This window comes from Kitasatospora sp. NPDC052896 (genome assembly GCF_044547075.1).
GTDB lineage: Bacteria > Actinomycetota > Actinomycetes > Streptomycetales > Streptomycetaceae > Kitasatospora.
On the sequence record NZ_JBITZU010000035.1, the window covers coordinates 1 to 16,716 of the forward strand.

Consider the following 16,716-nt stretch of genomic DNA (forward strand, 5'->3'; position numbering starts at 1 on the left):
GCGTCGTCAGGAGGGTGGTCTGGAGCGGCTCTTCGCTTCCCTGGCCGAGGCCTGGGTGCGTGGCGTCCCGGTCGACTGGCAGTCCTTCCTGACCCGGAACAGCGGCTGGGTCGAGCTGCCCACCTACGCCTTCCACCGTGAGTGGTACTGGCTGGAGGCCGCGGCCTCCGCACCGGCCGCCGCCCCGGTGGACGCGGTGGACGCCCGTTTCTGGGAGGCCGTCGAGCGGGAGGACCTGGACGCGCTGGCCGCCACCCTGGAGGTCGAGGGCGGCAGCGAGCTCAGCGCGGTCCTGCCGATGCTGTCGGCCTGGCGCCGGCAGAGCCGCGAGCAGAACACGGTGGACGCCTGGCGCTACCGGATCAGCTGGAAGCCGGTCACCGAGGCCGCTTCGGGCGTGCTGTCGGGGACCTGGCTGGTGGCGGTCCCGGCGGGCCACACCGAGGACCCGACCGTGTCGGGCACGCTGGCGATGCTGGCCGGGCGGGGCGTGGAGGCCCGCCAGGTCGTCGTGGCGCCGGGGGCCGCCGAGCGTGGCGTGCTGGCGGAGCTGCTGCGTGACGCGGTGGCTGACGGTGCGTCGGTGACGGGCGTGGTGTCGCTGCTGGCCGGGGACGAGGCGTTCGCGGTGGCGGGGACGCTGGCGCTGGTGCAGGCGCTGGGCGACGCGCGGATCGACGCGCCGCTGTGGTGCGTGACGCGCGGTGCGGTGGCGACGGGTCGCGCCGAGCGGCCGCTGAGCGCGCTGCAGGCGCAGCTGTGGGGTCTGGGCCGGGTGGTGGCTCTGGAGCACCCGGAGCGTTGGGGTGGTCTGGTCGACCTGCCGGAGACGGTCGACGACCGGGTTCTCTCGCGCCTGGCGAGTGTGTTGGCCGGCGTCGCGGGTGAGGATCAGGTCGCGGTCCGGGCGTCGGGTGTCTTCGGTCGTCGTCTGGTGCGGGCGTCGCGTGGCGAGGCGGTCGCGTGGCGGCCGTCCGGCACGGTGCTGGTGACCGGTGGTACGGGTGCGCTGGGCGCTGAGGTGTCGCGTTGGCTGGTGCGCAACGGTGCCGAGCGCCTGTTGCTGACCAGTCGGCGTGGCCTGGACGCGCCCGGTGCGGCTGAACTGCGTGATGAGCTGGCCGAGTTGGGTGCTGACATCACGGTCGCCGGGTGTGATGTGGCCGACCGTGCGGCGCTGGCCGCGCTGCTGGCGTCGCTGGAGCACCCGGTCACCGCCGTCTTCCACACCGCAGGTGTGCTGGACGACGGTGTGGTGGACGGTCAGACCGTCGAGCGCTTCGCCGCCGTGGCCCGTCCGAAGGTGGACGCGGCCCGCAACCTGCACGAACTCACCCACGACCTGTCCGCTTTCGTTCTCTTCTCCTCGATGGCGGGTTCGGTCGGCAGCGCCGGCCAGGCCAACTACGCCGCCGCCAACGCGTTCCTGGACGCGCTGGCCGAGCAGCGCCGGGCCGACGGCCTGCCGGCCACCTCGATCGCCTGGGGCGCCTGGGCCGAGGCGGGCCTGGCGACCGAGGAGGTGGTCGCCGACCGGCTGCGCCGTGACGGTGTGGTCGGCATGGCCCCGGCACTCGCGATCACCGCGATGCAGCAGGCCCTGGAGAACGGCGACAGCACGGTGACCATCGCCGCCGTCGACTGGGACCGGGTGGCGGCCGAGACCGCCGCCGTCCGTGCGAGCAACCTGTTCGACGAGATCCCCGAGGCCCGCGCGGTCATGGCGACCGCGCTCGCGCCGGCCGCCGTGCCGGGCGAGTCCTCGCTGGCCGGGCGACTGGCCGCGCTGTCGCCGGCGGAGCAGGGCCGGGCCCTGCTGGACCTGGTGCGCGCCCAGGTGGCCGCGGTGCTGGGCTACGCGGACGCCGCCGCCGTGGAGGCCGGTCGGGCGTTCAAGGAGTTGGGCTTCGACTCGCTGACCGCGGTCGACCTGCGCAACCGGATGAACGCCGCCACCGGACTGAAGCTGCCGGCCACGCTGGTCTTCGACTACCCGTCGGCGACCGCGCTCGCCGACCACCTGCGCACCGAACTGCTCGGCCAGCAGGCGGTCGTGACCGAGGCCCTGCCGGCCCCGCTCACCACCGCCGACGACGAGCCGATCGCCATCGTCGCGATGAGCTGCCGCTTCCCCGGCGGCGTCAGTACTCCTGAGGAGCTGTGGCAGCTGCTCGTCGCCGGTGAGGACGCGATCGGTTCCTTCCCCGCCGACCGTGGCTGGGACGTCGAGAGCCTGTACCACCCGGACCCGGACCACCAGGGCACCACGTACGCCCGTGGCGGTGGATTCCTGGACGGGGCCACGGAGTTCGACTCGACGTTCTTCGGGATCTCGCCGCGCGAGGCGCTGTCGATGGACCCGCAGCAGCGGCTGCTGCTGGAGACCTCCTGGGAGGTCTTCGAGCGGGCCGGCATCGACCCGGCCACGCTGCGCGGCAGCCAGTCCGGCGTCTTCATCGGCACCAACGGCCAGGACTACGCCAACCTGCTGGTCGACGGCCTGGAGGGGGTCGAGGGTCATCGGCTGACCGGTACGGCGACCAGTGTGATCTCCGGCCGGCTCTCCTACACCTTCGGGCTGGAGGGCCCGGCGGTCTCCGTCGACACGGCCTGCTCGGCGTCGCTGGTCGCGCTGCACATGGCGGTGCAGGCGCTGCGCAACGGCGAGTGCTCGCTGGCGCTGGCCGGTGGTGTGACGGTGATGTCCACGCCGGACCTGTTCGTCGAGTTCAGCCGCCAGCGCGGGCTGTCGGCGGACGGCCGCTGCAAGGCCTTCGCCGGTGCCGCGGACGGCACGGGCTGGGGCGAGGGCGCGGGCATGCTGCTCGTCGAGCGGCTCTCCGACGCCCGCCGCAACGGACACCCGGTGCTCGCCGTGGTCCGGGGCACCGCGATCAACCAGGACGGCGCCAGCAACGGTCTGACCGCCCCGAACGGCCCGTCCCAGCAGCGGGTGATCCGCCAGGCGCTGGCCGCCGCGGGTCTGACCGCCGACCAGGTCGACGCGGTCGAGGCGCACGGCACCGGCACCAAGCTCGGCGACCCGATCGAGGCGCAGGCCCTGCTCGCCACCTACGGCAAGGACCGGGACGCCGAGTCCCCGCTCTGGCTGGGTGGTGTGAAGTCGAACATCGGGCACACCCAGGCCGCGGCCGGTGTCGCGGGTGTGATCAAGATGGTCATGGCGATGCGGCACGGCGTGCTGCCGAAGACGCTGCACGTGGACGAGCCCACCCCGCACGTCGACTGGTCGACGGGCGCGGTGGAACTGCTGACCGAGACCCGGCCGTGGCCGGAGACCGGGCGTCCGCGCCGCGCGGGTGTCTCCGCGTTCGGCATCAGCGGGACGAACGCGCACACCATCCTGGAGCAGGCGCCGGAGCTCGCGGAGCAGGCGGCTGTCGAGGCGTCGGTGGCGCCGTCGGTGCTGCCGGTGGTGCTCTCCGCGAAGCACGACACCGCGCTGCGGGGCCAGGCGGAGCGGCTGCTGCCGGTTGCCGGGGACGGCGAACTCGTCGACCTGGCGTACTCGTTGGCGACCGGCCGGGCGGCGCTGGAGCGCCGCGCGGTGGTGATCGCCGGTGAGCGGGAGGAACTGCTGCGCGGGCTGGGCGCGTTGGCGGCGGGCGAGTCCGCGGCGAGTGTGCTGCGGGGCTCGGTGGTGGAGGGGCGCACGGCGTTCCTCTTCACCGGTCAGGGCAGCCAGCGGGCCGGGATGGGCCGTGAACTGTACGAGGCGTTCCCGGTGTTCGCGGACGCGCTGGACGAGGTGTTCGCGCACCTGGACCAGTACCTGGACCGTCCGCTGCGCGAGTTGATGTTCGCCGCCGAGGGCGAGTCGATCCACGAGACCGGCTTCACGCAGCCGGCGTTGTTCGCGATCGAGGTGGCGCTGTTCCGTCTGCTGGAGTCCTGGGGTGTGCTGCCGGACTTCCTGGCGGGTCACTCGATCGGTGAGATCGCGGCCGCGCATGTCGCCGGTGTGTTGTCGCTGGCGGACGCCGCGACCCTGGTGGCGGCGCGTGGTCGGCTGATGCAGGCGCTGCCGGCCGGTGGTGCGATGGTGGCGGTGCAGGCGGCCGAGGACGAGGTGTTGCCGCTGCTGGCCGGCCGGGAGGCCGAGTTGGGGATCGCGGCGGTCAACGGGCCGACGTCCGTGGTGCTTTCGGGTGCCGAGGCGGCGGTGCTGGAGGTCGCGGGCGAGCTGGCTGAGCAGGGTCGCAAGACGAAGCGGCTCACGGTGAGCCACGCGTTCCACTCGCCGCTGATGGACCCGATGTTGGAGGAGTTCCGCACGGTTGTGGCGGGTCTGGCCTTCCACGCGCCGCGGATCCCGATCGTCTCCACCCTCGACCAGACGGTCGAGCTGACCGAGCCCGAGTACTGGGTGCGGCACGTGCGCGAGGCGGTGCGCTTCCGCGACGCCGTCCAGGCCCTGGAGGGCCAGGGTGTCCGCACCTTCCTGGAGCTCGGCCCGGACGGTGTGCTCACCGCGATGGGCCAGGACTGCGCCACCGCCGCTGACGTGGTGTTCGCCGCCGTCCAGCGGGCCGAGCGCCCGGAGGTCCGCACGCTGACCGCCGCGCTCGCCCAGGCGTACGTGCGCGGTGCGAACGTCGACTGGACGGCGTTCTACGCCGGTGCCGGCGCCCGGCGCGTCGACCTGCCGACCTACGCCTTCCAGCGCCAGTCGTACTGGCCCGAGCGGCTGCCCGTCCTCGCCGGGTCCAGCGACAGCCGGACCGGCACGGACTCCACGGACGCCCGCTTCTGGCAGGCCGTGGAGAGCGAGGACCTGGCCGCACTGGCCGCCACCCTGGAGGTGGACGCCAGCGACGCGCAGTCGCCACTGAGTGCCCTGGCCCCCGTGCTGCCGGTGCTCTCGGCCTGGCGTCGCCAGCAGCGCGAGCAGTCGACCGTGGACGGTTGGCGCTACCGGGTCTCCTGGCAGCCGCTCGCCGCCGAAGCCGCCACCAAGGCGGTGGGCACCGCCCCCAGCGGTACCTGGCTGGTGGTCGTCCCGGCCGCGTCGGCCGCGGACGGCTGGGTGCCGGCCGCTGCCCAGGCGCTCGCCGACGGCGGCGCCACGGTGCGCCGCCTGACGGTGGACACGGCCGCCTGCGACCGCGGCCGCCTGGCCGAGGAACTGCGCGGCGCGGCCGGCGAGACGGCCGATCTGGCCGGCGTGCTGTCGCTGCTCGCCCTGGACGGGGAGCCGCACCCGAGCCACCCCGTGCTGCCCGCCGGGTTCGCCGCCACCGCGGTGCTCACCCAGGCACTGGGTGACGCCGGGATCGGCGCACCGCTGTGGTGCGTGACCAGCGGGGCGGTCCCGACCGGCCCGGCCGACCAGGCAGCGAGCCCGGTGCGGGCGCAGCTGTGGGGTCTGGGCCGGGTGGTGGCGCTGGAGCACCCGGAGCGCTGGGGCGGTCTGGTCGACCTGCCGGAGGCGGTGGACGAGCGGGCAGCCGCCCGCCTGGCCGCGATCCTGGCCGGCGCCGGTGCGGACGGTGAGGACCAGTTGGCGGTTCGCCGCTCGGGTGTCCTGGTCCGCCGCCTGGTGCGCGCCACCCGGCCGCAGGCGCCGGCGGCGACCTGGCAGCCGCGCGGCACGGTGCTGGTCACCGGCGGCACCGGCGCCCTGGGTGCCGAGGTGGCCCGCTGGCTGGCCCGTGGCGGCGCCGAACACCTGGTGCTCACCGGCCGGCGCGGCGCGGACGCCCCCGGGGCGGCCGAACTGCGGGACGAGCTGGTGGCGTTGGGCGCCCGGGTCACCCTGGAAGCGTGCGACGTCGCGGACCGCTCGGCGGTCGAGGCACTGGTCAAGCGGCTCGTGGTGGACGGCCGCGAGGCGGCACCGCTGCGCGCGGTGGTGCACGCGGCCGGCCTCACCCAGGACACCGCGCTGGCCGACAGCGACCTGGGCGAGCTCTCCTGGGTGATGGACGCCAAGGTCTCCGGCGCGGTCCACCTGGACGCCGCGCTCGGCGACACCGAGCTGGACGCCTTCGTGCTCTTCTCCTCGATCGCCGGGGTGTGGGGCAGCGGCGGCCAGGCCGGCTACGCGGCGGCCAACGCCTTCCTGGACGCGCTCGCCGAGCGGCGCCGCGCGGCGGGCCTGCCAGCCACCTCGGTGGCCTGGGGCCCGTGGGGTGAGATCGGCATGGCGGCCGAGGACCCGCAGGCCGCCGAGCAGCTGCGCCGCCGCGGTCTGCGGGTGATGGCTCCCGAGCTGGGGATCGCCGCCCTGCAGCAGGCGCTGGACCACCAGGAGACGGCGCTGACCGTGGCCGACGTGGACTGGGCGCTGTTCGCGCCGGCGTTCGCCGCCGCCCGCCCCCGCCCGCTGATCGACGGGGTGCCCGAGGCCCGCGCGGCCCTGGCGGGCACGGCGGTCCAGAGCGAGGGCGACGGGCCCGACCAGGCCGAGGCGTTCCAGGAGCGGCTGCGCGTCCTGCCCGCCGCCGACCGGGACCGCGCCCTGCTCGACCTGGTGCGCACCGAGGTCGCCGCGGTGCTCGGCTACGCCGGTGCCGGCGCGGTGGAGGCCGAACGAGCCTTCAACGAGCTGGGCTTCGACTCGCTCACCGCGGTCGAGCTGCGCAACCGGCTCACCGCGGCCACCGGCCTGCGGCTGCCGACCAGCCTGGTGTTCGACTACCCGAACCCCACGGCCCTGGCCGGGCACCTCAGCGCGGAGATCGTGCCGGACGGGGCCGACGGCGCCGCGCCGGTGCTCGCCGAGCTGGACGCGCTGGACCAGCGGCTCTCCACCATGTCCCCCGATCGCGCCGAGCGAGACCGCGTGACCGCGCGGCTCCAGGCCCTCCTGTCGAAGTGGAACGCGACCGACGATGCAGCAGACAGCGCCGAGGACGACGAGCTGGCCAACGCGTCGGCCGACGACCTCTTCGACATCATCAGCCGGGAATTCGGACGGGACTGACGTGAGTTCCCAGCCGACCGCCCAGCACACGAGCGACCGGTCCGCGGTCGCCCAGACCCCGACCGTGACGTCCCGCGCGATGACCGCACTTGTCCCGGCTTCCCGGAAGGTGGCCCTCTGATGGCAGACGAACAGAAGCTCCTCGACCACCTCAAGTGGATGACCGCGGAGCTGCGCAAGACCACCCGCCGGCTGCGCGAGGTCGAGGACGCCGAGCAGGAGCCCATCGCGATCGTGGCGATGAGCTGCCGGCTGCCCGGCGGGGTGCGCTCGCCGGAGGACCTGTGGCAACTGGTGGCCACCGGCGGGGACGCCATCACCCCGTTCCCCGCCGACCGCGGCTGGGACGTCGACGGCCTGTACCACCCGGACCCGGACCACCCGGGCACGGTCTACGCGACCGGCGGCGGCTTCCTGCACGACGCCGGCCGCTTCGACCCGGAGTTCTTCGGCATCAGCCCGCGTGAGGCGTTGGCCATGGACCCGCAGCAGCGGCTGCTGCTGGAGGCCTCCTGGGAGGTCTGCGAGCGGGCCGGCATCGACCCGGCCACCCTGCGCGGCAGCCGCACCGGCGTGTACGTCGGTGGCAGCTACCAGGGTTACGGCTCGGAGCTGGCGGAGGTGCCGGAGGGCGTCGAGGGCAGGCTGTTGACCGGCAACGCGACCAGCGTGCTCTCCGGCCGCATCGCCTACACCCTGGGCCTGGAGGGCCCGGCCGCCACCCTGGACACCGCCTGCTCGTCCTCGCTGGTCGCCCTGCACTGGGCGTGCCAGGCGCTGCGGCGCGGCGACTGCTCGCAGGCCCTGGTCGGCGGCGTGACCGTGATGGCCACGCCGGACGTCTTCGTCGAGTTCAGCCGCCAGCGCGGGCTGTCGGCGGACGGCCGCTGCAAGTCCTTCGCCGCCGCCGCCGACGGCACCGGCTGGTCCGAGGGCGTCGCGATGCTGCTGGTCGAGCGGCTCTCCGACGCCGAGCGCAACGGGCACCCGGTGCTGGCCGTGGTGCGTGGTTCGGCCGTCAACCAGGACGGTGCCAGCAACGGTCTGACCGCCCCCAACGGGCCGGCCCAGCAGAAGGTCATCCGCCAGGCCCTGGGCGACGCCCGGCTGACGGCCGACCAGGTGGACGTGGTCGAGGCGCACGGGACCGGCACCACCCTGGGCGACCCGATCGAGGCGCAGGCCCTGCTGGCCACCTACGGCCGCGAGCGGGCCGCCGAGCGGCCGCTGTGGCTGGGGTCGTTGAAGTCGAACATCGGGCACACCCAGGCGGCGGCGGGCGTGGCCGGTGTGATCAAGATGGTGATGGCGATCCGGCACGGCGTGCTGCCGAAGACGCTGCACGTGGACGAGCCCACCCCGCACGTCGACTGGACGGCCGGTGCGGTGGAGCTGCTGACCGAGGCGCGCGAGTGGCCCGGGACCGGCGAGCCGCGCCGGGCCGCCGTCTCCTCCTTCGGCGTCAGCGGCACCAACGCGCACACCATCCTGGAGCAGGCACCGGTCCCGGCGGAGGGCGGCGAGCCGGCGGCGACCGAGGAACCGGACGGCGCGGCCGCCTCGTCCGCCGTCTCGGCCGCGCCGGTGGCCACCGCGCTGGTGCCGTGGCTGCTCTCCGCCCGGAGCGCCGACGCGCTGCGCGCCCAGGCCGGACGGCTGCTGGCCCGACTGGCCACCGATGCCACGCTCACCCCGCTCGACCTCGGCTACTCGCTGGCCACCACCCGGGCGGCACTGCCGCACCGCGCCGTGCTGGTCGGCGCCGAACTCGACGACTTCCGCCGCGGTCTGCAGGCGCTGGCGGCCGGAGAACACCCGGCTCCGGCCCTCGTGCGCGGTGCGGTCACCGAGGGCCGGCTCGCCTTCCTCTTCACCGGTCAGGGCAGCCAGCGGGCCGGGATGGGCCGTGAACTGTACGAGGCGTTCCCGGTGTTCGCGCAGGCGTTCGACGCGGTCTGCGCGGAGCTGGACCGGCACTTGGACCGGCCGCTGAAGGATGTCGTCTTCGCGGGCGAGCGGATCGACGAGACGGCCCGTACCCAGCCGGCGTTGTTCGCGATCGAGGTGGCGCTGTTCCGCCTGGTCGAGTCCTGGGGCCTGCGGCCGGACTTCCTGACCGGGCACTCGATCGGTGAGATCGCGGCCGCGCACGTCGCCGGTGTGCTGTCGCTGGCGGACGCGGCGAAGTTGGTGGCGGCGCGTGGTCGGCTGATGCAGCAACTGCCCGCTGGCGGTGCGATGGTGGCGGTGCAGGCGGCCGAGGACGAGGTGCTGGCGCTGCTGGCCGGCCGGGAGGCCGAGTTGGGCCTCGCCGCCGTCAACGGGCCCACCTCCGTGGTGCTTTCGGGCGCCGAGCAGGCCGTGCTGGAGGTGGCCGAGAAGCTGGCTGAGCAGGGTCGCAAGACGAAGCGGCTCACGGTGAGCCACGCGTTCCACTCGCCGCTGATGGACCCGATGCTGGAGGAGTTCCGCACGGTTGTGGCGGGTCTGACCTTCGAGGCCCCGCGGATCCCGATCGTCTCCACCCTCGACCAGTCCGCTGACCTCACCACCCCCGACTACTGGGTGCGCCACGTCCGTGAGGCCGTGCGCTTCCGCGACGCCGTCGCGACCCTGGAGCGCGAGGGCGTGCGCACCTTCCTGGAGCTCGGCCCGGACGGTGTGCTCTCCGCGATGGGCCAGGACTGCGTCAGCGGCGAGGCGGACGTCGTCTTCGCCCCCGTTCAGCGCGCGGGCCGCCCCGAGGTCGAGACGCTGCTGATCGGCGTCGGGCAGGCCCAGGTGCGCGGCGGCGCCCTGGACCGGACGGCGCTCTTCGCCGGCCGCTCCGGCCGTCGGGTCGAGCTGCCCACCTACGCCTTCCAGCACGACTGGTACTGGCTGGAGTCGGGTGGCGGCTCGGCCGCCGCGGCAGGCTCGTCGGCCGAGCAGCCGGACGCCCGGTTCTGGGCGGCCGTGGAGCGTGAGGACGTCGACGCGCTGGCCGAGACGCTGGCCGTCGCGGACGGAGCGGCGCTGGGCGCGGTGCTGCCCGCCCTGTCGGCCTGGCGCCGGCAGGGCCGTGCCCAGTCCGCGCTGGACGGCTGGCGCTACCGGGTGAGTTGGAAGCCGGTCACCGAGGCTCCCGTCGCGGTGGCGGCCGGCAACTGGCTGGTGGCGGTTCCGGCGGGGCGCGCCGGGGACGCCGACGTCCAGGGCGTGGTCCGGCTGCTGACCGGCCGTGGGGTGGACGTCCGTCTGGTCGAGCCGGCCGCCCCCGAGCGGGCCGTCGTCACGGACGCGCTGCACGTCGCGATCTCCGACGGCGGCCCGGTTTCCGGAGTGCTGTCGCTGCTGGCGTGGGACGAGGCATCGGCGCTGGCGGGGACGCTGGCGCTGGTGCAGGCCCTGGGTGACGCGCGGATCGACGCACCGCTGTGGTGCGTGACGCGCGGTGCGGTCTCGACCGGTTCGTCCGACCGGCTGGCCAGCCCGGTGCAGGCGCAGCTGTGGGGTCTGGGTCGGGTGGTGGCGCTGGAGCACCCGGAGCGTTGGGGCGGTCTGGTCGACCTCCCGGAGACCCCGGACCAGCGCGTGCTCACCCACCTGGTGGACCTGCTCGCCGGGGACGAGGACCAGGTCGCGGTCCGGGCGTCGGGTGTCTTCGGTCGTCGTCTGGTGCGGGCGTCGCGTGGCGAGGCGGTCGCGTGGCGGCCGTCCGGCACGGTGCTGGTGACCGGTGGTACGGGTGCGCTGGGCGCTGAGGTGTCGCGTTGGCTGGTGCGCAACGGTGCCGAGCGCCTGTTGCTGACCAGTCGGCGTGGCCTGGACGCGCCTGGTGCGGCTGAACTGCGTGATGAGCTGGCCGAGTTGGGTGCTGACGTCACGGTCGCCGGGTGTGATGTGGCCGACCGTGCGGCGCTGGCCGCGCTGCTGGCGTCGCTGGAGCACCCGGTCACCGCCGTCTTCCACACGGCCGGTGTGCTGGACGACGGTGTGGTGGACGGTCAGACCGTCGAGCGCTTCGCCGCCGTGGCCCGTCCGAAGGTGGACGCGGCCCGCAACCTGCACGAACTCACCCACGACCTGACCGCGTTCGTCCTCTTCTCCTCCACCGCCGGCACCATCGGCAACGCCGGCCAGGCCAACTACGCCGCCGCCAACGCCTACCTGGACGCGCTGGCCGAGCAGCGCCGGGCCGACGGCCTGGCCGCCACCTCGATCGCCTGGGGTCCGTGGAGCCGTGGCGGCATGGCCGCCGGCGGGGCCCTGGAACAGCGCCTGCGCCGCGAGGGCGTCCCGCCGATGGCCCCCGACCGTGCGATCACCGCCCTTCAGCAGGCGCTGGAGAACGGTGACAGCACGCTGGCCGTGGCCGACATCGACTGGGAGCTGCTGCTCGGTGGCACCACGACCGGTCGCCGCGGCACCGCGCTGTTCGACCAGATCCCCGAGGCGCGCACGGCGTTGGCGGCGCCCGGCGCCGACGCCACCACCGGCCAGTCGCCGGCCGGCCCGCTGGCCCAGCGGCTGGCCGCGCTCTCCCCGGTGGAGCGGGAGCGCGCCCTGCTCGACGCGGTCCGCACCGAGGTGGCCGCCGTGCTCGGCTACGCCACGCCGGACGCGGTGGACGCCACCAGGGCGTTCAAGGAGCTGGGCTTCGACTCGCTGACCGCGGTCGAGCTGCGCAACCGGCTGAACGCCGTCACCGGCCTGAGCCTGCCGAGCACGCTGGTCTTCGACTACCCGACCTCCGCCGCGCTCGCCGGATTCCTGCGCACCGAGCTGCTCGGCGAGCAGCCGGACGCGCTGTCGGCCACCGACGCGGGGGCACCTCCCAGCAGCCAGGACGAGGGAGAGCCGATCGCCATCATCGGCATGAGTTGCCGTTTCCCCGGCAACGTCAGCAGCCCGGAGGAGCTCTGGCAGCTGCTCGCCTCCGGCACCGACGCGATCTCCGGCTTCCCGACCGACCGCGGCTGGGACCTGGAGGCGCTCCACAGCGCCGACCCCGAGCACAGCGGCACCTGCTACGCCCGCGAGGGCGGCTTCCTCTACGACGCCGCCGAGTTCGACCCGACCTTCTTCGGGATCTCGCCGCGCGAGGCGCTGGCGATGGACCCGCAGCAGCGGCTGCTGCTGGAGACCTCCTGGGAGGCGTTCGAGCGGGCCGGCATCGACCCGGCCACGCTGCGCGGCAGCCAGGCGGGCGTCTTCGTCGGCACCAACGGCCAGGACTACCTCGCCCTCGCCGCGAACGCGGCGGACGAGCTGGAGGGTCAGCTCGGCACCGGGACCGCCGCCAGCGTGGTCTCCGGCCGGCTCTCGTACACCTTCGGCCTGGAGGGCCCGGCCGTCACGGTCGACACCGCCTGCTCCTCCTCGCTGGTCGCTCTGCACTGGGCGATCCAGGCGCTGCGCACCGGCGAGTGCACCATGGCGCTCGCCGGTGGTGTGACCGTGATGTCCACGCCGGGGGCGTTCGTGGAGTTCAGCCGCCAGCGCGGGCTGGCCGCCGACGGCCGCTGCAAGCCGTTCGCGGCGGCGGCCGACGGCACGGGCTGGGGCGAGGGTGTCGGCATGCTGCTGGTCGAGCGGCTCTCCGACGCCGAGCGCAACGGGCACCCGGTGCTGGCCGTGGTCCGGGGCTCGGCCGTCAACCAGGACGGTGCGAGCAACGGTCTGACCGCCCCCAACGGGCCGGCCCAGCAGCGCGTCATCCGCCAGGCGTTGGCCGCCGCCGGCCTCTCGGCGGACGAGGTGGACGCGGTGGAGGCGCACGGCACCGGCACCACGCTGGGCGACCCGATCGAGGCGCAGGCCCTGCTCGCCACCTACGGGCAGCGGCCGGCCGACCAGCCGCTCTGGCTGGGCTCGATCAAGTCCAACATCGGCCACACCCAGGCCGCCGCCGGTGTCGCCGGCATCATCAAGATGGTGCTGGCCATGCGGCACGGCGTGCTCCCGCAGAGCCTGCACGTCGACACCCCGAGCCCGCACGTCGACTGGTTGACGGGCGCGGTGGAGCTGCTGGCCGAGGCGCGCGAGTGGCCCGAGACCGGCCGCCCGCGCCGGGCCGGCGTGTCGTCCTTCGGGGTGAGCGGCACCAACGCCCACGTGGTCCTGGAGCAGGCCCCGGCTGTCGCGCCCGTCGCGGTGCCCGAGCCGGCGTCCGCCCCGGCACCCCTCCCGCTGGTCCTGTCGGCCCGCACCGAGCCGGCGCTGCGCGCGCAGGCGGAGCGGCTGCGCTCCTTCGTCGGCGGCGCGGCGGGGATCAGGCTGGTGGATCTGGCCTCCTCGCTGGCGACCGGCCGCGCCGCCCTGGAACACCGGGCCGTGGTGGTGGCCGACGACAATCAGGGGTTCCTGGGGGGTCTTGAGGGGTTGGTCTCGGGTGCCCCCGGTGCGAGCGTGGTGGCGGGCTCGGCTACGGGTGGCAGGTTCGCCTTCCTCTTCACCGGCCAGGGCAGTCAGCGGGCGGGCATGGGAGCTGAGTTGTACGAGACGTACCCGGTGTTCGCCGAGGCTCTCGACGCCGTGTGCGCGGAGTTCGACGGGTACCTGGAGCGTCCGCTGCGGGACGTGATGACGGAGGGCGGCGAGCTGCTGCACCAGACCGGCTGCACCCAGCCGGCGCTGTTCGCGCTCGAGGTGGCGCTCTTCCGCCTGGTCGAGTCCTGGGGCCTGCTGCCCGACTTCCTGACCGGGCACTCGATCGGTGAGATCGCGGCCGCGCACGTCGCCGGTGTGCTGTCCCTCGCGGACGCGGCGAAGCTGGTGGCGGCACGTGGTCGGCTGATGCAGCAACTGCCGGCCGGTGGTGCGATGGTGGCGGTGCAGGCGGCCGAGGACGAGGTGCTGCCGCTGCTGGCCGGCCGGGAGGCCGAGTTGGGCCTCGCCGCCGTCAACGGTCCGACCTCGGTGGTGCTTTCGGGCGCCGAGCAGGCCGTCCTGGAGGTGGCCGAGAAGCTGTCCGCCGAGGGTCGCAAGACGAAGCGGCTCACGGTGAGCCACGCGTTCCACTCGCCGCTGATGGACCCGATGCTGGAGGAGTTCCGGGCCGTCGCGGAGACCCTGGAGTACCGCGCCCCGCGGATCCCGATCGTCTCCACCCTCGACCAGTCCGCCGACCTCACCACCCCGGACTACTGGGTGCGCCACGTCCGCGAGGCCGTGCGCTTCGCCGATGCCGTGCGGGCCCTGGAGAGCGAGGGCGTCCGCACCTTCCTGGAGCTCGGCCCGGACGGCACCCTGACCGCCCTCGGCCAGGACTGCGTCAGCGCCGAGGACGCCACCTTCGCACCCGCCCTGCGCGCCGACCGCGCCGAGGGCCGGGCGCTGGTGACCGCCCTCGCCCAGGTCCACGCCCGGGGTCAGGCGGTGGACTGGCCGGCCTACTTCGCCGGCACCGGCGCCCTGCGCGCCGACCTGCCCACCTATCCCTTCCAGCGCGAGCGCTACTGGCCCACGCCGGCCGCCGCGTCGCCGGCCACCGGCCCGGACGCGGTGGACGCCCGCTTCTGGGAGACCGTCGAGCGCGAGGACCTGGAGGCGCTCACCACCACGCTGGGCCTGGACGGTGACCAGCCGCTCAGCTCGGTGCTGCCCGCGCTGTCGACCTGGCGCCGGCAGAGCCGGGCCCGCTCCACCGTGGACGGCTGGCGCTACCGGATCGCCTGGCACCGCCTCGCTTCCGCCCCCGCAGCCACCCTGGCCGGCACCTGGCTGGTCGTCACCCCGGCCGTGGACGCCGCCGCCGAGCCGACCGAGGCCGCGCTGGCGGCCCTGGCCGGGGCTGGCGCCGACACCCGCCGGCTCACCGTCACCGCCGCGGAGCTCGCGACCGGGCGCACCGCGCTGGCTGAGCGGCTGCGCGGCGAGCTCGCCGAGGCCGGCCCGCTGGCCGGCGTCGTCTCGCTGCTCGCCCTCGACGAGGATCCGCACCCGGCGCACCCCGCGCTCTCCGGTGGCCTGGCGGCCACCGCCCTGTTGGTGCAGGCGCTGGGCGACGCCGAGGCGACCGCACCGCTGTGGTGCCTGACCCACGGCGCGGTCGCCACCGACACCACCGACCGGCTCGCCAACCCCGGGCAGGCCCAGGTCTGGGGTCTGGGCCGGGTGGTGGCCCTGGAGCACGCCGACCGCTGGGGCGGCCTGATCGACCTCCCCGCGCGGCTGGACGAGCCCGCCCGGGCGCTGCTGGTCGGCGCGCTGGCGGCCGGCGACGGCGAGGACCAGCTCGCGGTGCGCCCGTCGGGCCTGTACACCCGTCGCCTGGTCCGCGCCTCGCAGGTCACCGGAACGCCCTGGCAGCCGCGCGGCACGGTGCTGATCACCGGCGGCACCGGCGCCCTGGGGGCCGAGGTGGCCCGCTGGCTGGCCCGCGGCGGCGCCGAACACCTGGTGCTCACCAGCCGGCGCGGCGCCGACGCCCCGGGTGCGGCCGAACTGACCGCCGAACTCACCGAGCTGGGCGCCACCGTGACCATCGCTGGGTGCGACGTGGCCGACCGCGCGGCGCTCGCCGAGCTGCTCGCCGCCGTCCCCGCCGATCGCCCGCTGACGGCCGTCGTGCACGCGGCCGGCGTGGTCGCCGACGCCGCCCTGCAGGACAGCGAGCTCGCCGACCTGGCCGCCGTCGTCGAGGCCAAGGTGGCCGGTGCGGTGCACCTGGATGGCCTGCTCGGTGACACCGAGCTGGACGCCTTCGTCACCTTCTCCTCCATCGCCGGTGTCTGGGGCAGCGGCGGCCAGGCGGGCTACGCCGCGGCCAACGCCTTCCTGGACGCGCTGGTCGAGGCTCGCCGGGCCCGTGGCCTGGCCGGCACCTCGGTGGCCTGGGGCCCGTGGGCCGAGGCCGGCATGGCGGCCGGCGAGGCCGCCGAGGAGCACCTGCGCCGCTTCGGCCTGACCGTGATGGCGCCCGGCAGCGCGCTGCTCGGCCTGCAACTGGCCCTGGACGGCGGGGCGCCCACCGGGGTGGTCGCCGACGTGGACTGGGCGCGCTTCGTGCCGTCCTTCACCGCCGCCCGTCCCCGCCCGCTGCTCGGGGAGCTTCCCGAGGTGCGCGAGGTGCTGGCGGCGGAGCAGGCGGCGGCCGCGCCCACCGGCGCGGGTGCGCCGGCCGGGCTGCGCGACCGGCTGGCCGACCTGAGCGACGCCGACCGCGACCGCGCGCTGCTGGAACTGGTGCGCGGCCAGGTGGCCGAGGTGCTCGGGTACTCCGGCGCGCACGCGGTGGAGGCCGGCATGGCCTTCCGGGCGCTCGGCTTCGACTCGCTGACGGCGGTCGAGCTGCGCAACCGGCTGGCCCGGGAGGCCGGACTGAAGCTGCCGGCCAGCGCGGTCTTCGACTACCCGACGCCCACCGCCCTGGCCGAGCACCTGCGGGACGCGCTCTTCCCGGAGCGGGCCCGCGAGGCCGCCCTCGACCCCCAGGAGGCCGAGTTGCGGCAGGCCCTGGCGAGCGTTCCGCTCGCCCGGTTCCGGGAGCTGGGACTCCTGGACACCCTGCTGCGGCTGGCCGACCCCGGCGACCACAGCGGGACCGAGGACGGCGACGACGAGTCGGACCTGATCGACTCGATCGACTCGCTGGACCTGGACAGCCTCATCGACATCGCTCTCGACAGCAACGATTCCTGACACGCCCGAAGTGCGGAGCTCATCATGACCACGCCGAACGAAAAAGTCGTCGCAGCACTTCGGGCCTCCATCAAGGAGACCGAGCGACTGCGTCGGCAGAACCAGCAGCTGATCGCGGCCTCCAAGGAGCCGATCGCGATCGTGGC

At 74.9% G+C, this 16,716-nt stretch carries 1 protein-coding gene and 2 pseudogenes; all 3 read left to right on the forward strand.

The genetic code is table 11. From position 1 onward, the window contains the following. Positions 1 to 28: 28 nt before the first annotated feature. Positions 29 to 6,946, forward strand: a pseudogene (locus ACIGXM_RS34940) (type I polyketide synthase); the annotation flags it as partial. A 120-nt stretch (positions 6,947 to 7,066) separates the two neighbouring features. After that, a complete protein-coding gene (locus ACIGXM_RS34945; protein ID WP_396568147.1) occupies positions 7,067 to 16,570 on the forward strand; it encodes a type I polyketide synthase in 9,504 nt (3,167 codons plus the stop codon). 24 nt (positions 16,571 to 16,594) lie between these two features. Next, a pseudogene (locus tag ACIGXM_RS34950) lies at positions 16,595 to 16,645 on the forward strand (hypothetical protein); the annotation flags it as partial. Positions 16,646 to 16,716: the final 71 nt, after the last annotated feature.

Bases quoted from the DNA above. Each gene is read 5' to 3' on its own strand.
- ACIGXM_RS34945 (WP_396568147.1), top strand. From the start codon at position 7,067: ATGGCAGACGAACAGAAGCTCCTCGACCACCTCAAGTGGATGACCGCG.